This window comes from Streptomyces yaizuensis (genome assembly GCF_034961445.1).
Lineage (GTDB): Bacteria > Actinomycetota > Actinomycetes > Streptomycetales > Streptomycetaceae > Streptomyces > Streptomyces yaizuensis.
This window is the reverse complement of sequence record NZ_BSBI01000002.1, coordinates 118441-137662: the sequence shown is the minus strand read 5'-3', so window position 1 is coordinate 137662 and position 19222 is coordinate 118441. Positions and strand designations below refer to the sequence as shown.

General features: G+C 71.7%; 20 protein-coding genes, 1 tRNA gene and 1 riboswitch. Of the genes, 8 read left to right on the top strand and 13 right to left on the bottom strand.

The features are described 5' to 3' along the window. Positions 1 to 82: 82 nt before the first annotated feature. On the bottom strand, positions 83 to 781 hold the full coding sequence (locus tag SYYSPA8_RS04510; RefSeq protein WP_323446303.1) for a hypothetical protein: 699 nt from the start codon (positions 779 to 781) through the stop codon (positions 83 to 85). 255 nt (positions 782 to 1036) lie between these two features. Here SYYSPA8_RS04510 and SYYSPA8_RS04505 point away from each other — a divergent pair, with 255 nt between their 5' ends. After that, complete coding sequence (locus SYYSPA8_RS04505; RefSeq protein WP_323445625.1) at positions 1037 to 1870, top strand: hypothetical protein; 834 nt, start codon at positions 1037 to 1039, stop codon at positions 1868 to 1870. Between the two features lie 555 nt (positions 1871 to 2425). Continuing rightward, positions 2426 to 3445 carry a CHRD domain-containing protein gene (locus SYYSPA8_RS04500; protein WP_323445624.1) on the top strand — a complete coding sequence of 340 codons (1020 nt, stop codon included), beginning with the start codon at positions 2426 to 2428 and terminating at the stop codon, positions 3443 to 3445. A 135-nt stretch (positions 3446 to 3580) separates the two neighbouring features. On the opposite strand, the gene SYYSPA8_RS04495 is transcribed toward SYYSPA8_RS04500, so the two are convergent. From SYYSPA8_RS04495 to SYYSPA8_RS04475, 5 genes are all read right to left on the bottom strand, one after another. After that, positions 3581 to 4891 carry a DUF445 domain-containing protein gene (locus tag SYYSPA8_RS04495; protein ID WP_323445623.1) on the bottom strand — a complete coding sequence of 437 codons (1311 nt, stop codon included), beginning with the start codon at positions 4889 to 4891 and terminating at the stop codon, positions 3581 to 3583. A gap of 143 nt (positions 4892 to 5034) precedes the next feature. Beyond that, entirely contained in the window at positions 5035 to 5790 is a 756-nt protein-coding gene (locus SYYSPA8_RS04490) for a DUF1707 SHOCT-like domain-containing protein (protein WP_323446302.1), read from the bottom strand. 32 nt (positions 5791 to 5822) lie between these two features. Then, positions 5823 to 6881 (bottom strand): ABC transporter ATP-binding protein, encoded by a 1059-nt coding sequence (locus SYYSPA8_RS04485; RefSeq protein ID WP_323445622.1) that lies wholly within the window; start codon positions 6879 to 6881, stop codon positions 5823 to 5825. 15 nt (positions 6882 to 6896) lie between these two features. After that, on the bottom strand, positions 6897 to 7772 hold the full coding sequence (locus SYYSPA8_RS04480; RefSeq protein WP_407705897.1) for an ABC transporter permease: 876 nt from the start codon (positions 7770 to 7772) through the stop codon (positions 6897 to 6899). 97 nt (positions 7773 to 7869) lie between these two features. Next, the gene (locus tag SYYSPA8_RS04475; RefSeq protein ID WP_323445621.1) at positions 7870 to 8670 is read right to left on the bottom strand and encodes an ABC transporter permease; all 801 of its coding nucleotides are present in this window, start codon (positions 8668 to 8670) and stop codon (positions 7870 to 7872) included. Between the two features lie 232 nt (positions 8671 to 8902). Between SYYSPA8_RS04475 and SYYSPA8_RS04470 the strand changes: the two genes are divergently transcribed. Further along, positions 8903 to 11443 carry a transglycosylase domain-containing protein gene (locus SYYSPA8_RS04470; RefSeq protein ID WP_323445620.1) on the top strand — a complete coding sequence of 847 codons (2541 nt, stop codon included), beginning with the start codon at positions 8903 to 8905 and terminating at the stop codon, positions 11441 to 11443. A gap of 117 nt (positions 11444 to 11560) precedes the next feature. On the opposite strand, the gene SYYSPA8_RS04465 is transcribed toward SYYSPA8_RS04470, so the two are convergent. The 3 genes from SYYSPA8_RS04465 to SYYSPA8_RS04455 all read right to left on the bottom strand — a co-directional run bounded on the left by SYYSPA8_RS04465 (position 11561) and on the right by SYYSPA8_RS04455 (position 12890). Next, entirely contained in the window at positions 11561 to 11881 is a 321-nt protein-coding gene (locus SYYSPA8_RS04465) for a DMT family transporter (protein ID WP_323445619.1), read from the bottom strand. A 33-nt stretch (positions 11882 to 11914) separates the two neighbouring features. After that, positions 11915 to 11979: riboswitch (guanidine-III (ykkC-III) riboswitch) on the bottom strand. Between the two features lie 91 nt (positions 11980 to 12070). Next, positions 12071 to 12373 carry a GroES family chaperonin gene (locus SYYSPA8_RS04460; protein ID WP_218184061.1) on the bottom strand — a complete coding sequence of 101 codons (303 nt, stop codon included), beginning with the start codon at positions 12371 to 12373 and terminating at the stop codon, positions 12071 to 12073. A 190-nt stretch (positions 12374 to 12563) separates the two neighbouring features. Then, entirely contained in the window at positions 12564 to 12890 is a 327-nt protein-coding gene (locus tag SYYSPA8_RS04455; protein ID WP_323445618.1) for a DUF3618 domain-containing protein, read from the bottom strand. Between the two features lie 183 nt (positions 12891 to 13073). On the opposite strand from SYYSPA8_RS04455, the gene bcp reads away from it, so the two are divergent. From bcp to SYYSPA8_RS04435, 4 genes are all read left to right on the top strand, one after another. After that, on the top strand, positions 13074 to 13541 hold the full coding sequence (bcp, locus tag SYYSPA8_RS04450) for a thioredoxin-dependent thiol peroxidase (RefSeq protein WP_323445617.1): 468 nt from the start codon (positions 13074 to 13076) through the stop codon (positions 13539 to 13541). A 154-nt stretch (positions 13542 to 13695) separates the two neighbouring features. Further along, a complete protein-coding gene (locus SYYSPA8_RS04445) occupies positions 13696 to 14388 on the top strand; it encodes an HNH endonuclease signature motif containing protein (RefSeq protein ID WP_323445616.1) in 693 nt (230 codons plus the stop codon). Continuing rightward, a complete protein-coding gene (locus SYYSPA8_RS04440; RefSeq protein ID WP_323445615.1) occupies positions 14385 to 15053 on the top strand; it encodes an HNH endonuclease signature motif containing protein in 669 nt (222 codons plus the stop codon). Before SYYSPA8_RS04445 ends, SYYSPA8_RS04440 begins: the two co-directional genes overlap by 4 nt. A gap of 47 nt (positions 15054 to 15100) precedes the next feature. Then, positions 15101 to 15184: transfer RNA gene (locus tag SYYSPA8_RS04435), tRNA-Leu, on the top strand. Between the two features lie 43 nt (positions 15185 to 15227). On the opposite strand, the gene rdgB is transcribed toward SYYSPA8_RS04435, so the two are convergent. The 4 genes from rdgB to SYYSPA8_RS04415 all read right to left on the bottom strand — a co-directional run bounded on the left by rdgB (position 15228) and on the right by SYYSPA8_RS04415 (position 17619). Beyond that, positions 15228 to 15830 carry an RdgB/HAM1 family non-canonical purine NTP pyrophosphatase gene (rdgB, locus tag SYYSPA8_RS04430; protein ID WP_323445614.1) on the bottom strand — a complete coding sequence of 201 codons (603 nt, stop codon included), beginning with the start codon at positions 15828 to 15830 and terminating at the stop codon, positions 15228 to 15230. An 81-nt stretch (positions 15831 to 15911) separates the two neighbouring features. Then, entirely contained in the window at positions 15912 to 16298 is a 387-nt protein-coding gene (locus SYYSPA8_RS04425) for a hypothetical protein (protein ID WP_323445613.1), read from the bottom strand. A 204-nt stretch (positions 16299 to 16502) separates the two neighbouring features. Then, the gene (gene rph, locus SYYSPA8_RS04420; protein ID WP_323445612.1) at positions 16503 to 17240 is read right to left on the bottom strand and encodes a ribonuclease PH; all 738 of its coding nucleotides are present in this window, start codon (positions 17238 to 17240) and stop codon (positions 16503 to 16505) included. Positions 17241 to 17385: 145 nt separating this feature from the next. Continuing rightward, entirely contained in the window at positions 17386 to 17619 is a 234-nt protein-coding gene (locus SYYSPA8_RS04415) for a PTS glucose/sucrose transporter subunit IIB (protein ID WP_323445611.1), read from the bottom strand. A 261-nt stretch (positions 17620 to 17880) separates the two neighbouring features. On the opposite strand from SYYSPA8_RS04415, the gene SYYSPA8_RS04410 reads away from it, so the two are divergent. Next, entirely contained in the window at positions 17881 to 19176 is a 1296-nt protein-coding gene (locus SYYSPA8_RS04410; RefSeq protein ID WP_323446300.1) for a PTS transporter subunit EIIC, read from the top strand. Positions 19177 to 19222 lie beyond the last annotated feature (46 nt).

Genomic DNA, 19222 nt, shown 5'->3' with positions numbered 1-19222 from the left:
GGTACTCCTGTCTAAGGCGTGTTCCGGGGTTCCAGGGTCCGGCTGCGGAGGCCGGGGCCGTGCCGGCCTCCGCAGCGGGATGTCAGTGACGTGTGCCCTCAGGCGCGGGCAGTTCCAGCACCCTACGTACCCTGGCCCTCGACTCTTCGGGCAGCGTCCGGAAGTCGGCCCACAACTTCTCCACCACGCTGAACTCACGGCGGTCCGCAGCAACCCACTGGGCGAGCAGCTTCCGCTCCAGCGATCCCAGGCTGCCGATGCCGGCGAGCACGGCGCCCTCGTCTACGGGCTTGCCACGGCCGCCCACCCGGCAGCGGTTGCACTCGGCCACCAGTTCCGTGGTCTCGCTGCCGTCCCTGTGCCTCACCACACGCCGTGCGATGTCCAGCTGGGCCCGCTCGTAGCTCCCTTCGTACTCCGCTCCGGGGACGATGCCGCAGGAACGGCAGAAGTGGCCGTCCCGGGAGAGCACCTCACGCCGCTGGGTCTGGGTGATCGACGTACTGGGGCGCGAGCCCTTGCCCGGCTCCCAGACCGGCTCGCCCTGGCTGACGAAACGCTGCTCGTGCTGGCCCAGGTAAGCGTCTTCCCTGTTGGTGTCTATGCGCCAGCCGTGGTCCCGCAGGTCCCGGACCCGGCGGTCAGCCTGGCTGACCCCCGGGAAGGCCGCCTTCACGTCCTCCTTGGTGAAGACGTTGCCCTCACCGACCACGGTCACCAGCCAGAGCGCCGCGCGCTTCATGGTGCCGAGCTTCGTGTCCGTCCACGACGGCAGAACCACCATCACATGTCTCCTCGTAGCAACAACTCTGGGTGGGAGCGGGCAGCGGCCCGGAGATGATTCGCCGGCCCCGCGCTCCATAACCCTTGCCTGTCGTTGATCCAGAATCCAGGGTTCACCGCATATCCGCGGGGGTGCGTACTACGCGGGACCGCGTAGATCACATTCCGGGGACACGGCTACCCAGCGGGAAGCACGCTGCGGACAATTGAATCTCTCAACTGTGCGTGCGGCGTCAGATACGAAGGGCTGGGGATGACGGACAAAGTTCACGGAGGACAGCTGGACGAAGAGCCGAACCCCGCGCAGGCGGCATTCCGATCCGCGCTGCGCGCGGTCATCAAGGCGAGCGGCCAGGCGCAGTGCCGCGTTGCCCAGCGGTCCGGCCTGCCCGAGACCACTCTCTCCGGCCATCTGACTGGGCACCGGCTGCCCCAGTCGCCGGAGGAGCCCGGTCAGGTCTATGCCGCTGCGGAGGAGTACGCGGCCAGGGCGGGCCGCACGCTGCCGTTTACGGCCGCCGAGCTGAAAGGGCTGTGGGAGCAGGCCAGGCTGGAGCAGCATGGCCTTGGCGCCGCTGTGCCCCGTACGAGTGCCGGGCAGCCGTCCAGGGCACAGCGGTCAGCCTGCGAAAACAGTTCCACGCGGCGGCGCCGCATCCGCCAGCGCGTCCGCATCTACGCGCGGCGGCGTACTCCCTCCCGTCCGCTGGCCACAGCTGCGGTGCCGGTCCCCCGCGCGGAGGGGGACCGGCTCACCGCCCCGTCGGCACCCCTGCCGCCGCAGTCCTCGGCTGTCCCGGGAAAGTGGCAGGCCGAGGCCGCGGAAGTCGGCCGCCACCTCGCGGCCGGACGGGAATGGGACGCGTTCATGGTGCTGCGGAACACCGGCAGCACGGTCCCGGCCCACGAGTTCCCCGGCGTTGTCTCCTCCTGCAGGGCCGCAGGCCTCCCGGAGGCCGCCGAGATTCTGCTCCGGGCGGCAGCGGAACGCGAGACGCAGGCCGTGCTGAACATCGCCGCCGCCATGCACGACCATCAGCAGTACGAGGACATGGGCCTCATGCTGGCGGCCGCGCGTTCCACCTGAGGTTTCCTGACACTCCATCGGCCAGCGCTCCCGCCGGCTTGCCCCGCATACACGGTCTCCCGCCGGACGGGAAATCCGCCGCACAGCCGTACCCCATTCCCGGTGACCCCCCGCCGGCGGGGGAATTGCGGCGTTCGGTCACCGGGAATGGGTAGGGCCGCAGCAGCCGGGGGGACAGTTCCGGCCGCCGCGGGTATCTGGGTGGGTGGAAAGGCCGTGGAGCGTGGGGAATGCCCCTTGCCGAGCCGCTCGCCGGGCTCCGAGCGCTGGTCGTTTCGCTCGTCATCTCGCTCGTCGTCGCCGCGTTCGAGCAGGGGGCCGGCTCAGACGCAGTGACAGAGGGCCCCGGGCGTGGCGTCCGTGGCGGGGCGGCGGGTGCTGGGCATGGGTGTTCCCCCGGGGTGGTGGCGCGGTGTGGTCTGTCAGATAGAACGGGCGCAAACGACCGGCGGTTCACGCCGGGGGAAAGAAAAATTCCGTTGAACAGTTCGCCTCCGGTCTCCGTACTTCTGGACGACCGGCCCGACCAGTCGGCATCAAGGGGAGGACCCATCCATGCAGAAGCGCATCACTCTGGCGGCGGCCGGCGCGCTGGTGCTCGCGGCCACCGGCGTCGTGTCCGCCTCCGCGCACGGGGGGCAGCACGGAGGGCAGGACAGGGGGCAGAACACGGCACAGGGCAGCGCACAGGACACACGACAGAACGCGGGACACGACAGGACGCACCAGCACGGCGGCGGGCAGGGCGGGAGCACGGTCACCGGAGCGGCCCCCCGCGCCGGCGTCGTCACCTTCGTCGTCCGCGCGACCGGGGACCAGGAAGTGCCGACCCCCGGCGGGCCCGCGGTGAACGACCCCGATGCCAGGGCCGACGGGTTCATCCAGATCAGGGGCGACCGGATCACCTACGCGCTGCGGTGGAAGGGCACCGTGCCCAGCCTCGGGCACATCCACCAGGGGGCCGCCGGCACGAACGGGCCGCTGAAGGCGATGCTGTTCGGCAGCGCCATGCCGGACTCCGTCAGCCGCGCCGCCGGGCACGTCACCGAGACCAACGCCCCGCTCGCCGCCGCCATCCGCGAGAACCCGGGCGGCTACTACGTCAACCTGCACAGCGCCGAGTACCCCGGCGGGGCCGCCCGTGGCCGGCTCAAGCCGGCCAAGGGGAACTCCGACCCGCTCGGCATCCTCCGCAGCGGCCCCCTGACCGCCCTCTCCAACGGCGAGCAGGAAGTGCCCAAGACCGACGCCTCCAAGGTCGGCGACCCCGACGGACACGCGCTGACCACCCTCGACCCCCGGGGCACCCGCGTCGGCTACTCCCTCGCCTGGAGCCGGATCCAGGCGCCGACCCTCGGCCATGTCCACCGGGGCGCCTTCGGCACCAACGGCGAGGTCGTCCTCGACTTCTTCGACCGGCCCGTCCCGGACGGCGTCTTCGCCGTCGCCGGCAGGCTGACCGGGCAGAACCCCGCCACCCTCCAGCGGATCCGGGCCAACCCGGGCGACTACTACTCCAACCTGCACAACCCCGAGTACGCCGACGGCGCCGTCCGAGGCCAGTTCGTCGGCTGACCCCCCTGAACGGAGGTGTGGCGCCACCGGACGCGGTGGGCGCACGGGCGGGTCGCTGAGGGGGCCGCCCTGCGCACCGGTGCCGCCGCCGACGGAGCGCCACACCTCCTCGACCCCGGCCGGCCGGGCCGGGCGTCAGCCGCCCAGCGCATGCGCCACGGTGTAGATCAGCAGGCCCGCCAGCGCCCCCACCACCGTGCCGTTGATCCGGATGAACTGGAGATCACGGCCGATGTGCGCCTCGATCTTGCGCGAGGTGTGCTCCGCGTCCCAGCTCGCGATGGTCTCCGAGATCAACGAGGTGATCTCACCCCGATACGTGGTGACCACATAGACCGCCGCGTCCTCCACCCAGCCGTCCACCTTGGCCTGGAGCCGCTCGTCCGCCGCCAGCCGCGCCCCCAGCGAGAGCAGCGAGGCACGCGCCCGCAGCCGCAGCTCGCTCCGGTCGTCCTCCGCCGCCGAAATGATCATCGCGCGGACGGACGACCACGCGGAAGCGATCACGTCCTGCACCTCCTCGCGCGCGACCAGATCCGACTTCATCCGCTCCACACGCGCCCGCGTCTCCGTGTCCGACTGGAGATCGGCGGCGAAATCCGTAAGGAAACGGTCGATCGCCCCCCGCGCCGCATGGTCCGGCATGTCCCGCATCTCCGTCACGAACCGCAGCAGCTCCCGGTAGACCCGCTCCCCCACCTTCCGGTCCACGAACCGGGGCGTCCAGCCCGGAGCGCCGCCCTCCACCGCGTCCATCACCGAGACCGAATGGGTGACCAGCCAGTCGTGGGCACGCGTGCAGATCAGATCCACCGCCCGGTGGTGCGCCCCGTCGGCGACCACCTTCTCCAGCGTCTTGCCGATCCCTGGGGCGATCTCGGCACTCTCCGCCCGGCGGACGATCGCCTCCCCCACCACCGCCTGCACATCGGAGTCCCGCAGCACCGTGAGCGCCCCGCGCAGCGCGGTCGACAGCTCCGCCGTCACCCGGTCGGCGTGCGCGGGCTCGGCGAGCCACGCCCCCACCCGGCGGCCGATGCCCAGCGCCCGCAGCCGCCCGCGCACCACGTCACCGGAGAGGAAGTTCTCCCCCACGAAGGTGCCCAGCGCCGTGCCGAGCTGGTCCTTCTTGTTCGGGATGATCGCCGTGTGCGGGATCCGCAGCCCCAGCGGATGCCGGAACAGCGCCGTCACCGCGAACCAGTCGGCCAGCGCGCCGACCATGCCCGCCTCGGCGGCGGCCGCCACATACCCGGCCCACGCCCCGGCGCCCGACCGCTCCGCCCAGGTCGCCAGCGCGAAGACCAGCGCCACACCCACCAGCAGCCCGGTCGCGATCAGCTTCATCCTGCGGACACCGCGCTGTTTCTCCGCGTCCGCCTCGGTGTACGCGAACGAGGGCAGGCCCCCTGGCCCCACCCGGTCTGTCTGATCCGTGCGATTCATCCGCTCCACCCGTCCACGCGCGCCCCGTACGCATTGTCCCTGCCTGACCTACTCCCGGCGCGCACGGAGAGTTCCCGGCGGGCGGCGGCCGGGGCGGGCCGGGCGGCGGCAGGAACGGACAGGGGCGCAGGCCGGGGCGGTGGTCAGGACGATTCCCCGCCAGAACTCTCCCCCTCGGCGGAGCCCGGCGTCTCCTCCGCCCCGCCCGACCGGTCACGCTCCGTCGCCGGCAGCTCCTTCTGTGCCCGCCTGCGCTCCCGCTCCAGCGCGCGTTCCCGCTCCCGCTCGGCCTTCAGCCTCTGCTTCTGGGCCTTGGTCCGCTTGCGGACCACGCCGACCCCGCCCATCAGGGCGAACCCCGTGACCCGCACCCGGGGCGCCGCCGGATCCGGCTCCGCGTCCACGCCGCTCTCCCCGAAGCCGCCCATGAAGCCGGCCCCGGTGACATCCACCGTCAGCTCCGGCGGAACGATCACACTCATCCCGCCCATGACCGTGAAGCAGCGGATCACGATCTCCCGCTCCTCGAAGCGCGCGTCCCGCAGATCCAGCTCCCCGCCGCCCATCAGCGTGACGGCCGTGAAGCGGCGCGGCGCCGTCCAGGTCCCCTTGCGCCCGAACCCGCCCCAGAACGCGAACCCGAACCGCGAGGTCGGCGTACCACCGATCCGCCCCTGCCAGCCGCCCACCGCCGGCACGGACGACGGGAGCGGCTCCACCGACCCCGCCCCGGCGGGCGCCGGAAGATCCCGTACCAGCGGCTCCAGCTCGCCATGGGTACGGGCCCGGTAGGTGGCGTCCAGCCGCTCGTCGAACTCCTCCATGGTGAGCCGCCCTTCGGCCACCGCCTCCCGCAGCCGCTCCGCGATCCGCTCGCGCTCGCTGTCGGAGGCCCTCATGTCGGGGAGTTCGCTCATACGGGAAAGAATAGTCAGCGGGCCGCCGCCGGGCCCGGCTCGGCTCCCGGCGCCCCGTCGGCCGTCGTTGCGGCCGCCCGCTCCGCGTACATCCGCGCGATCACCGCCTCGATGTCCGGCTCCCGCACCGACAGATCGGCCACCGGATACCGCTCCACCACCGCCGCCACCAGCGGAGCCGCCGACTGCGACGCCGGAAACGCCAGCCACTGACGCGGCCCCTCCACCCGCACCGTGCGCGCCAACTCCGTCTCCACCGGCGGAAGTTCCCGTTCCAGATCCACCACCAGGGTCCGCTCGCTCTCCGCCGCACTGTGCAGCCCGCTCAGCGCGCCGTCGTACATCAACCGCCCGTGATCGATGACCAGCACCCGCCGGCAGAGCTGTTCCACATCGGTCAGATCGTGCGTCGTGAGCAGCACCGTCGTCCCGCTCTCCGTGTTCAGGTCCCGCAGGAACGCCCGGACCTTCGCCTTGGAGATCACATCGAGGCCGATCGTCGGCTCGTCGAGGTACAGCACCTCGGGATCGTGCAGCAGCGCGGCGGCGATGTCGCCCCGCATCCGCTGCCCGAGCGAGAGCTGACGCACCGGCACGTCCAACAGCTCCGCCAGGTCGAGGAGTTCGACACAGCGGTCCAGGTTCTCCCGGAACCGGCGGTCCGGGACCCGGTACATCCGGTGCATCAGCCGGTACGAGTCCCGCAGCGGCAGATCCCACCACAGCGTGGTCCGCTGCCCGAAGACCACCCCGATCCGGCGGGCCAGCCGCGTACGCTCCACGGACGGGTCGACGCCCGCGACCCGCAGCCGCCCCGCACTCGGCGTGAGGATCCCGGTCAGCATCTTGATCGTGGTCGACTTGCCGGCCCCGTTCGGCCCGATACAGCCGACCATCTCCCCCCGCGCCACCCGGAAACTCAGCCCGTCCACCGCCCGGACCTCGCGCTTCTCCCGGCGGAACAGACCGGCCCTGCGCCGTACCACGAACGACTTCGCCACCCCGTCGAGTTCGATCACATCGCCGGTCACGTCACCCGTCGCGTCGCCGGTCACACCGTCGGTCATCTCCATGTGCGGGCTCCCTGCTCAGCTTCCGGTACTGCGGTACGAACGGAGCCCGGCACGCCAGGCGAGCGCCGCCGGCCACCAGACCACGGCGGCCACCAGCGGCGGAGCGAAGGCCAGCCACTGCGGCACGTCCAGCGGATAGGGCCGGCCCAGCACATACAGCGCGGGCAGCCAGTTCACGAAGGCCAGCGGGACCACGAAGGTCACCCCCCGCACCAGATCCCGCGCGAAGACCGTCGGCGGATACTGGAGCAGCGTGCTGCCCCCGTACGTGAACGCGCTCTGCACCTCCGCCGCGTCCTGCGCCCAGAACTGGAACGCCGCGCCCCCGACGAAGACCGCACCGAAGATCGCCGCGCCGGTCAGCACCATCATCGGCACCATCAGCACCTTCAGAAACGTCCAGTCGACATCGACCGTCAGCAGGCCGTAGCCGAGGACCACCAGCCCCTGGGTGATCCGGCCGAGTCGGCGCAGCGCGAACCGGTCGGCCGCGAACTGCGCCAGCACCGGCGCCGGGCGCACCAGCAGGGTGTCCAGGGTGCCGTCGCGGATCCGCCGCCCCAGCCGGTCGACGGAGCCGAGCGTCAGATCCGTGAGCCCGAAGGCGGTGCCGACCGTCCCGTACAGCACCGCGATCTCCGCGAGCGAGTAGCCCCCGAGCCTGTCGACGTGCGAGAACATCAGCAGGATCGCGACGAAGTCGAAGGCCGTCACCGCGAAGGACGCGAACGTCGTCAGCGCGAAGGACGCCCGGTACGTCATCGTGGCGCGGATCCACATCGCGACGATGAGCCGGTAGGCGTACAGGCCGGTGCGGAGCGTGGCGAGCCGGCCGCCCCGCCCGTACGGATCGGCCGGTACGGGAGACGCCGATCCGGGAGACGCGGGCACGGTCGACGCCGATCCGGGGGACGCCGGCCCCGGGGCTCGGGAAGCGGCGCGCGGCGGCGGGACCGCACCCCGCCCGCGCTCCTGTGTACGGTCCGGGTCAGCCACCCTGGACCACCACCTTCCGCGTCGCCAGCCGCAGCACCACCCGGCCCACGCCCAGCAGCACCACCGCCCACCCCGCCTGGAAGGCGTACGCCCCCGCCAGATCCCACCCCGTCCGGGTGCCGAGCAGCACATCCGCCGGCACCTGGAGCAGCGACGACCACGGCAGCATCCGCGCCACCTCGCCCAGCGCCCCGGGGAAGATGTTCAGCGGCAGCGTCATCCCGGAGAAGAACAGCCCCAGCAGCCAGTGCACCTGGATCGCCCCGGCGCCGTCGAGCAGCCAGAACGCCGACAGCGCGACGATGAACCGCAGCGCGAAGCCGACGACCACCCCGAGGGCCACCGCCAGCAGGAACGCCAGCCAGGTCAGGACCGACCCGGGGAGCGCCAGTTCGAACGCGAGCCCGCCGAAGACCAGCGGAGCCACCCCCCGGCCAAGGAAGTGGAACGCGGCCCGCCCCAGATCGGCGGCCAGCCAGAACAGCTGGAGATCGGCCGGGCGGTAGAGGTCGACGGCGATGTCCCCGGTGCGGATCCGCTCGCTCAGCTCCTCCTCGAAGCCGCCGCCCATCTGCCCACAGGTCATCAGCAGCGCCTGACCCACCCAGACATAGGTCACCGCCTGGCTCACGTCGTAGCCGCCGAGGTGGGGGCGCTGGTCCCACAGCGCGATATAGGCGTACGCGAGGATGAAGCCGAAGACCGTGTTGGTGAACACACCCGCCACCGTGGCCACCCGGTATGTCGCGAAGCGCCGGAATCCGCCCGCCGCAACGACCCCGTACAGCCGCATGCCCCGCCCTCCCCCCTCTCGGATCCCACAGAACCGGCGCCCGCCCCCGCGCCGACACGCTCACGCACCCGCGCCCGGCCTCCCGCGCCCAGCGCCCTGTGCCCCGCGTGTCCCCGGCACCAAAGCCCCCGAGCCTAGTGCCGCCACGAACGGTCCGCCACGCATTTATCCGCGACGCATTCATGGGCCGGAGGTCCGGGGTATATCAGCCCCTAAAGTGCACTATGGGCCCATGAGCGAGGAGCCACGGCACGCAGGCTGGCCACCCCGGGACGCGACCGCGTCCCACCCCCGGAGCACGGAACCGGACACCACGGAACCCACCCCCGGCGGCACACCGGCCACCCCGCCACGGCGCACCGGACTCCGCCGGCTCCGCCCCACCCGCCGCACGGTCCTCACCGCCCTGCTGATCGCCGCGGTCCTCCTCGTCGGCGGCTTCGTCGCCGGCTACACCCTCGTCGGCATCCCGCCCGCCAACGCCGCCGCCGTCGCCCAGTCCAACCTCTACCTGTACGAGGACGGCAGCCCGCTCGCCCGCGACGGCGAGGTCAACCGGGAGAACGTCCGCCTCACCCAGGTCCCCCTGACCGTGCGGCACGCCGTCCTCGCCGCCGAGGACCGGGACTTCTACTCCGAACGGGCGGTCGACCCCCAGGGCATGGTCCGCGCCGCCTGGAACACCCTCACCGGCAAGGGCAAGCAGTCCGGCTCCACCATCACCCAGCAGTACGTCAAGAACTACTACCTCGGCCAGGAACAGACCATCAAACGGAAGTGGAAGGAGTTCTTCATCTCGGTGAAGCTGAGCCGGGAACAGAGCAAGGACGACATCCTCCTCGGCTACCTCAACACCAGCTACTACGGCCGCAACGCCTACGGCATCCAGGCCGCCGCCCAGGCCTACTACGGCAAGGACGTCGAGGACCTCGACACCGCCGAAGGCGCCTACCTCGCCTCCGTCCTCAACGCCCCCAGCGCCTTCGACGTCAGCCTCCACCCCGAGAACACCGACGCGGCCGTCGCCCGCTGGAACTACACCCTCGACGGCATGGTCGGACAGGGCTGGCTCACCCCCACCCGGCGCGCCGCCCTCACCTTCCGCCCGCCCCGGCCCGCGCGCCCCGCCACCGGCCTCTCCGGCCAGCGCGGCTACGTCGTCCAGGCCGTCGAGGAGTATCTGACCGGCCGGGGCATCCTCGACGAGAAGACCCTCGCCACCGGCGGCTACCGCATCACCACCACCCTGCAACGCACCCGCCAGGACGCCCTCGCCAGGGCCGTCGACGACCAGGTCACCTCCCGGCTCGACCCCACCCGCGCCGCCGACCGGAACGTACGCGTCGGCGGCGTGTCCATCGACCCCGCGACCGGCCGGGTCGTCGCCCTGTACGGCGGCGTCGACTACACCCGGCAGTACGTCAACAACGCCACCCGCCGCGACTACCAGGTCGGCTCCACCTTCAAACCCTTCGTCCTCGCCGCCGCCGTCGAACACGGCTCCCGCACCCAGGACGGCCGGCTCATCACCCCCGGCACCCTGTACGACGGCACCGACCGGCGCACCGTCCAGGGCTGGGGCGGCAAGCGGTACGCCCCCGGCAACGAGGACGGGATCTCCCACGGCTACCTCACCGTCGCCGAGGCCACCGACCGGTCCGTGAACGCCGTGTACGCGCAGATGGCGATGGACGTGGGGCCCGCGAACGTCCGGCGGACCGCCATCGACCTCGGACTCCCCGCCGGCACCCCCGACCTGACCGCGTCACCGTCCATCGCGCTGGGACCCGCCACCGCCAGCGTCCTCGACATGGCCGAGGCGTACGCGACCCTCGCCGACCACGGCCGCCACGGCGCCTACACCCTCGTCGCCAAGGTCACCAAGGACGGCACGGCGGTACGGCTCCCCGAGCGCCGGGTCCGGCAGGCGATCGACCGCGAAGCCGCCGACACCACCACCGCGGTCCTCCAGAACGTGGTCGCCGCCGGCACCGGGACGGCCGCCCGGTCGGCGGGACGGCCCGCCGCCGGCAAGACCGGGACCGCCGAGGAGGACCGGGCCGCCTGGTTCGCCGGATACACCCCCGAGCTGGCCACCGTGGTCGCGATCATGGGACAGGACCCGGACTCGGGGGCACAGCGCTCGCTGTACGGGGCCCTGGGGCTGCCCCGCGTCAGCGGCGGCGGGGCACCCGCGCGGATCTGGGGCCAGTACACCGGCGCCGCACTCGCGGGCACGGAGATCACCGAATTCGACCTGTGGGTACGGCAGGGAGCCTGGCAGGTACGGCCCGCTCCGGGCACGAACACCCCGGGAACGGGACCGGCGACCGCGCCCGGGACCCGCCCGGCACCCGGCGGGCCACCCGGGAACGCGCCGCCCGGCACGGCTCCCGGCAGTGGCACCGGCGGCGTCGCCGGAGCCCAAGGCACGGCCGGGGCCACCGGCGGACCCGGCACCGGAGCCGCGTCGGGCGGCCCGGCGGGCACCGGCCTGCTGCCCGGATCCCCCGCCGGCGGCATGGGCGGCCCCGCACCGGGCAGCGGCCTCGACCGGCTGGACAGCTTCGACGGCTTCGACGGACCCGCCGTACCGGGCGCCGCCGGAGGGCCCGGCATGACCGGCGGCTCCGGGCTGTCGGGAGTCTCCGGCGCCCCGGCCGGCCCGGGTGGCGGCAACGGCGGCGGCTCCGGCGGGTTCCCACCGGGCGGTACGGGTCCGGGCGGCGGCAGCGGACCACCGGCGCCCGGCGGACGACCGGGCGGACGCTGAACACCGACGCTCCCCCGGCAACACACCCGCACACACCCGCGACACACCTCGGCCCCGGCCGCAGACGCGACCGGGGCCGAGGAAAGCTCTGTGGCCGGCGGGTCAGTGGCCGGTGGGTCAGTGGCCGGACGTCGCCTTCAGACCCACCACCGCGACCAGCAGCAGCGAGACGAAGAAGATCCGGGCCGCCGTCACCGGCTCGTTCAGCGCCACCATGCCCACGATCGCGGCACCCGCCGCACCGATACCGACCCAGACGCCGTACGCGGTACCGATCGGCAGCGTCTTCGCCGCCTGCGCCAGCAACACCATGCTGACGACGATCCCGGCACCCGTGAACAGACTGGGCCACAGCTTGGTGAACCCATCGGTGAACTTCATCCCGATCGACCAGGCCACCTCGACCAGACCGGCGATGATCAGCAGAACCCAGGCCATGACGGCCACCTCCGAGACGCGGAACTTCAACGGGGTGCGTCGTCTTTGCCAAGCCCGGTACGGCGCGTCTCGTCGGGGTGTCTCCACCGTAGCAAAACAGGGACGGCGGGGGCGGTGAGATCGATCACCAGTCCGAGGGAGGAGGCCGGGCGACCCGGAGGACGGCCGGGAACGGCCGGGGGGTGACGCCTACAAATACAGGCCCGTGGAATCCTCGGAACCCTGGAACCGATCCGCCGCCACCGCGTGCAGATCGCGCTCCCTCATCAGCACGTACGCCACACCCCGCACCTCGACCTCGGCACGGTCCTCGGGGTCGTACAACACCCGGTCACCGGGCTCGACGGTCCGCACGTTCTGCCCCACCGCGACCACCTCGGCCCAGGCCAGCCGGCGGCCCACCGCCGCCGTCGCCGGAATGACGATGCCCCCGCTGGAACGCCGCTCGCCCTCCGGGATGTCGGTCCGCACCAACACCCGGTCGTGCAGCATCCGGATGGGCAGCTTGTCGTGATGGGTGTTCTGTACCTGGCTGTTGGCGCTCACGCGTCGAACCTACCTGCCCCGGGGCCATCCGCACGCCCGCAGGGCGATACCCGGCGGCACCACGGGGGGCGGGCCCGGGGCCCGACCGCACCGGGCCACCGACCCGCCACCGTCCGCTGTCGCCTGCCCGTGCCCGTTACCGCCCGTGCTTCTCCGGCGACCGGGAGGAGAGCGCGATCACGCCCACCAGCACCACCACGGCCGCCAGCGGCAGCACCCGGTCCATCCGCGGAGCGCCGTCGTCCCCGACGAACTTCGCCCGCACACCGTCCACCGTGCGGTGCACCACGGCGAAGGCACGCCCCGCCGTCCGGTCCACCTTCTCGGCGACCTTCGCCTTCGCGTCGCCGACGATCGTGCTGGGGTGCACCCGCACCCCGATCTCGTCGAGCGTCTCGGCCAGCTGCTCGCGCCGGCGGACGATGTCCGCCTCGATCTGCGCAGGGGTCCTCGCGTCCGACACCGCGCTCCTCCGTCGTCGTCGTGCTCGTCGTCTCGGTGATTCCTCAGCGACAGTCTGTCAGCTCGGCCACGCGCGCACCCCACGGCACCCCTATTACGCTCGACGGCGTACACCCGCACGGCGTGGCGTGCCACCGCACACCCCGCCGGCACCCCCGAGGCGCGACGAGGAGAACCGAGAACCATGAGCGTGCGGCTCACGACCGGCGACACCGCCCCCGACTTCACCCTGCCCGACGCGGACGGCAACGAGGTCTCACTCGCCTCCCACCGGGGCCGGAAGGTGATCGTCTACTTCTACCCCGCCGCCCTGACCCCCGGCTGCACCAAGCAGGCGTGCGACTTCACGGACAACCTGGAACTGCTCGCGGGCGCGGGCTACGACGTGATCGGCGTCTCCCCGGACAAGCCGGAGAAGCTGGCGAAGTTCCGCGAGCAGGAGAACCTGAAGGTCACGCTGGTGGGCGACCCGTCGAAGGAGACGCTGGCGGCGTACGGCGCCTTCGGCGAGAAGAAGCTGTACGGGAAGACGGTGACCGGGGTCATCCGGTCGACGGTGGTCGTGGACGAGGAGGGCAAGGTCGAGCGGGCGTTCTACAACGTCAAGGCGACCGGCCACGTCGCGAAGATCATCAAGGACCTGGGCATCTGACCCGGTCCCCGGTGGCCCGCCCGCCACACCGGGCCGGGCGGGCCGCCGGTGACAAGTGAGACCCTTCATTCCGTATTTCGGACGTAACCGTCCGCATCGCGGATCGTTAATCCGTTCGGGCCCCGAGGGGCGGGGCCGGGACGGAGGGGGCGGCATGGGCCGGAGCCCGTGGACACACGAACGACTCTCCGAGGCGGCGGGATCCTCCCGCACCCTCTCGGAGGCACTGACCAGACTGGGCGTCGACCCCAAGGGCCCGTCCCGGCGCTATCTCCACGACCGGATGCGGCGTCTGGGGATATCCACCGACCACTTCGCCCGCGAGGGCGCCCGCTGGACCCGCGAGGTGCTGGAGTCCGCCGTCGCGGAGTCGACCAGCGTCTGCGAGGTGCTGCGGCGACTGGGCATCGAGGTGGTGGGCGGGCAGCACACCCACATCAGCCGGCGGATCAGGGCCTACGGGATCGACACCGCGCACTTCACGGCGGCGCGGCGCACGGAGGGCCCCACGCACGAGCGCCGACGCCTGTCCGCGGACGAGATCCTGATCGTGGACGGTTCGGACCATCCGCGACGCCGGTCCAGCCACCTCCTCAGAAGGGCACTGCTCGAACGAGGAGCGCGGGAGGTGTGCGCCCTGTGCGGGACGCCGCCCGAGTGGCAGGGCCGACCGCTGCCGCTGGAGATCGACCACATCGACGGCGACTGGCGCGACAACCGGCAGGAGAACCTGCGCTTCCTCTGCCCCAACTGCCATTCCACAACGGACACCTACCGGGGGCGGGGCAGTGGGCAGCGGCGCGGACCGATCGGCCCGCAGGGCACGGGAGAGGCGACGGAGCCGTGAGCCGGGGCGAGCGGTACACCCGCGAACTACTGGCGGAAGCCGCCCGGCGCTGCGGCAGCATCGATGAGGTCATAGCCTTCTTCGGCACACCGCCCTACGGACACTTGAGGCGCTATCTGCTGCGGCGCTTCCGGCACTTCGGCATCGATGTCTCGCACTTCGCCCGCCGCCCCTACCGCACCAGCGGGCCGCGCCCCTCCCGGGCGGAACTGAGTGCGGCGATCGAGTCCTCCCGATCCCTGGCCGAAGCACTGCGTCGACTGGGCCGACCTGACACCTCGCACCAGCGGGCTCTGTTGCGCGCACACGCCCAGGAGGAGTCCCTCTCGACGGCCCACTTTCTGGGCCAGGCCCATCAGCGCGGCAGGCCGGGGCCCACTCCGGTCCGGCGCCCCGCGGAGGTGCTGGTGAAGACGGACACCGGCCGCCGGACTCCCGCACACCTGCTGCGTCGGGCACTGCGGGAGATCGGCGTGCCCGAACAGTGCGCCGGATGCGGCAGCGGGCCGGTCTGGCACGGACGGCCCATGACTCTCGAAGTCGACCACATCAACGCGGACTGGAAGGACAACCAGCCGCACAATCTTCGGTTGCTCTGCCCCAATTGCCACGCCATCACCGACACCTGGTGCAGAGGAGGCAATCGCCAAAGAAAGCAAGGCTGATCGCTCGTGCCCCCCAGCCGCTCGCCCGGTACGATGGCGAGCGGCTAGCGGTCGTTGCTGAAGGGTATAAGCGGAGGTTTTAGGTGCCTCTGGGCGTTTCGCCCATGTGGGTTCGAATCCCATCGACCGCACACCAGCGGAGGGGCGCCCCACAGCAGGGCGCCCTTCCGTCTCTCAGCCCACCAGCTCCCTGATCACCGGCACCAGCGCCCGGAACGCCTTCCCCCGGTGGCTGATCGCGTTCTTCTCCGCCGCCGACAGCTCCGCCGCCGTGCGGGTCTCGCCCTCCGGCTGGAGGATCGGGTCGTAGCCGAAGCCGTTCGTGCCCTCGGGGGCGGGGCGGAGGGTGCCCGGCATGCGGCCCTCGACGACGCGTTCGGTGCCGTCGGGGAGGGCGAGGGCCGCCGCGCAGAAGAAGTGGGCGCCGCGGTGTTCCGGGGCGATGTCCGAGAGCTGGGCGAGGAGCAGGCGCAGGTTGGCCGTGTCGTCGCCGTGGGTGCCGGCCCAGCGGGCGGAGAAGATGCCGGGGGCGCCGCCCAGGACGTCGACGCAGAGGCCGGAGTCGTCGGCGATGGCGGGGAGTCCGGTGGCGCGGGCGAGGGCGTGGGCCTTGAGGAGGGCGTTCTCGGCGAAGGTGACGCCGGTTTCCTTGACGTCGGGGACCTCGGGGTAGGCCTCGGTGCCGACGAGTTCGCAGGGGAGTTCGGCGGCGGCGAGGATCTGCCGGAGTTCGGCGATCTTTCCGGGGTTGCGGGTGGCGAGAACGATACGGGTCATGGCCCGATTATCCGGGTGTGGCGGGGTGGGCGGGCCACGGGGCCGGTGTGCGGCCGATCCCGTGGCCGGGCGCGCGGGGTGTCAGGGGCTGCAGACCTTGCCGATCTCGGTGGCGGCGTCCTTGAGGGGGTCGAGGTCGGGGGTCGGGTCGCCGCCCTCGATGGACTTGCGGGCGCTGTCGACTCCGGCGTTGAGGTCGTCGACGGCCTTCTGGAGGTCGGCGTCGTCGGTCCTGTCGCCGAGGCTGTCGAGTTCCTTGTCGATGGAGTCGAGGGCTTCGCGTGCCTGGGTGGGGTTCTCGGCGGCGTTGGCGGCGGCCTCGGAGAGCTTCTCGACGCTGTTGCTGATGGCCTCGGCGGTTTCGACGCAGTCGAGGGCCTTGTCGATGGCGCTGCAACCGATGGTGACGGGCACGAGCAGGGCTGCGGTGGCGAGCGTGAGTGCGATGCGGCGGCGGCGCGCGGCCATGTGAGTGTTCCCCTCCTGGATCCGGCCGGGCGCACGGTGTGGTTCCGTGCGCCCGTGCTCAGAACGACGCCGGTGGTGGCGTCGGTGGTTGCTTTCCGGTGCGTTCCGGTGCGTTCCGCCTCGGTGGGGCGGTCGGCGTTCGGTGCCTACCCGGGTGGGGGCTGGTCCACCCGGCCGGGGGGAGTGATCCGTACGACGTGCCGGCTACGGGGTGAGGGTGCGGGCGAGGGCGTCGTTCTGGAGGGCGGCGAGGTCGGCGCAGCCGCCGGCGGCGAGGTCGAGGAGGGCGTCGAGTTCGGCGCGGTCGAAGGGTTCGGCCTCGGCGGTGCCCTGGACTTCGACGAAGCGGCCGTCGCCGGTGCAGACGACGTTCATGTCGGTGTCGGCGCGGACGTCCTCCTCGTAGCAGAGGTCGAGGAGGGGGGTGCCGTCGACGATGCCGACGGAGACGGCGCCGACGGTGCCGGTGAGGGGTTTGCGGCCGGCGCGGACGAGTTTCTTCTGCTGGGCCCAGGTGATGGCGTCGGCGAGGGCGACGTAGGCGCCGGTGATGGCGGCGGTGCGGGTGCCGCCGTCGGCCTGGAGGACGTCGCAGTCGAGGACGACGGTGTTCTCGCCGAGGGCCTTGTAGTCGACGACGGCGCGCAGGGAGCGGCCGATGAGCCGGCTGATCTCGTGGGTGCGTCCGCCGATCTTGCCGCGGACGGATTCGCGGTCGCCGCGGGTGTTGGTGGAGCGGGGGAGCATCGAGTACTCGGCGGTGACCCAGCCTTCGCCGCTGCCCTTGCGCCAGCGGGGGACGCCTTCGGTGACGGATGCGGTGCAGAACACCTTGGTGTCGCCGAAGGAGATGAGGACGGAGCCCTCGGCGTGCTTGCTCCATCCGCGTTCGATGGTGACCGGGCGGAGCTGGTCGGGTGTGCGGCCGTCGATTCGAGACATGGTGCCGAGCCTATCGCTGCGGCGAAGGGCCCCGTTCCGGGTGGTTCGGGGCCCTGGGGCCGGCCGGTGCCGGGAGCCTTCGCGGGGGTTGGGCTCCGGTGTCAGGCCGGTGTCGTACAGGTGGGTGGCGGTGTGGATGCCGGGGTCACATCATGTCTTCGATCTCGCCGGCGATGGGGTCGGCGTCGGTGCCGATGACGACCTGGACGGCGGTGCCCATGCGGACGACGCCGTGGGCGCCGGCGGCCTTGAGGGCGGCTTCGTCGACGAGGTCGGCGTTCTCGACCTCGGTGCGGAGTCGGGTGATGCAGCCCTCGACCTCCACGATGTTGTCGATGCCGCCGAGCCCGGCGACGATCTTCTCTGCCTTGGTGGCCATGTTGTCTCCCTGGTTGAGGACGGCGCCCGCTGGGGGCGCTGGGCGCTGCGCCGGCCCACCGGCGGTCCGCTTGGTCACGTTAACGCACGGTTGGCCCATCTTCACGGGCGGCGGACGGCTGTCTCGCCCATGATGTCGATCACCGGCGCTCCCGGTCGGGCGCCTGGCCCTGGCCGGGCCCGGAGCCCCGGTACGACAACTGGTCTACACCAATTGCCGCGCATCGGCCAAAACCGGCCCGGCCCGCCCGAAAGGACGCCGATGACCTCGGAGAGTGCGGCGGCAGCGCAGCCGTCCCGCTGGAACGGGTTGTTCCAGGGGCTTCAGAAGATGGGGCGCAGCCTTCAGCTCCCGATCGCGGTGCTGCCGGCGGCGGGGATCCTCAATCGGCTCGGTCAGGACGACGTCTTCGGCAAGGACGGTCTGGGCTGGACCGATGTCGCCCGGGTGATGGCGGGGGCGGGGGGTGCGCTGCTCGATCCGAATATCGGGCTGCCGCTGCTGTTCTGTGTCGGGGTGGCCATCGGGATGGCGAAGAAGGCGGACGGTTCGACGGCGCTGGCGGCGGTGGCGGGTTTCCTCGTCTACTACAACGTGCTGCGGCAGTTCCCCGAGGTGTGTGTGCCGGGGACGAAGCCGGTGGGGGCGGGGTGTCAGGCGACGGACGGGACGGTGACGGTCTTCACGTACCAGAATCCGGGGGTGTTCGGCGGGATCGTGATCGGGTTGCTGGCGGCGTTCTTCTGGCAGCGGTACCACCGGACGCGGCTGGTGGACTGGCTGGGTTTCTTCAACGGCCGCCGGCTGGTGCCGATCATCATGGCGTTCGTGGCGATCGCGTTCGCGGTGGTGTGTCTGTGGATCTGGCCGCCGATCGGGCGGGGTCTGGAGTCGTTCAGCGACTGGCTGGTGAGTCTGGGGGCGTGGGGTTCGGGGATCTTCGGGGTGGCGAACCGGGCGCTGCTGGTGATCGGTCTGCATCAGTTCCTGAATGTGCCGATCTGGTTCCAGCTGGGCAGTTACACGAAGCCGGACGGGACGGTGGTGCACGGCGACATCACGATGTTCCTCCAGGGGGATCCGAACGCGGGTCAGTTCACGACGGGCTTCTTCCCGATCATGATGTTCGCGCTGCCGGCGGCGGCGCTGGCGATCACGCACTGTGCCCATCCGTATCGCCGCAAAGAGGTCGGCGGGCTGATGCTGTCGGTGGGGCTGACCTCGTTCGTGACGGGGATCACCGAGCCGATCGAGTACTCGTTCCTCTTCGTGGCGCCGGCGCTGTACGCGGTGCATGCCCTGCTGACGGGGGTGTCGATGGCGTTGACCTGGGCGCTGGGGGTGAAGGACGGGTTCAGTTTCTCGGCGGGGCTGATCGACTATGTGATCAATTGGGGGCTCGCGACAAAGCCGTGGCTGATCATTCCGATCGGGCTCGGTTTCGCCGTCGTCTATTACGTGATCTTCCGATTCGCGATCACCGTGTTCAATATTCCGGTGCCGGGGCGGGAGCCTGAGGAGATCGAGAAGGAGCTGGAGCGGGACAACATCAAATAGCGGGGGGCGGCGGAAGGCCGGGAAGGCGGGGGGAGCCGGGGCGGGG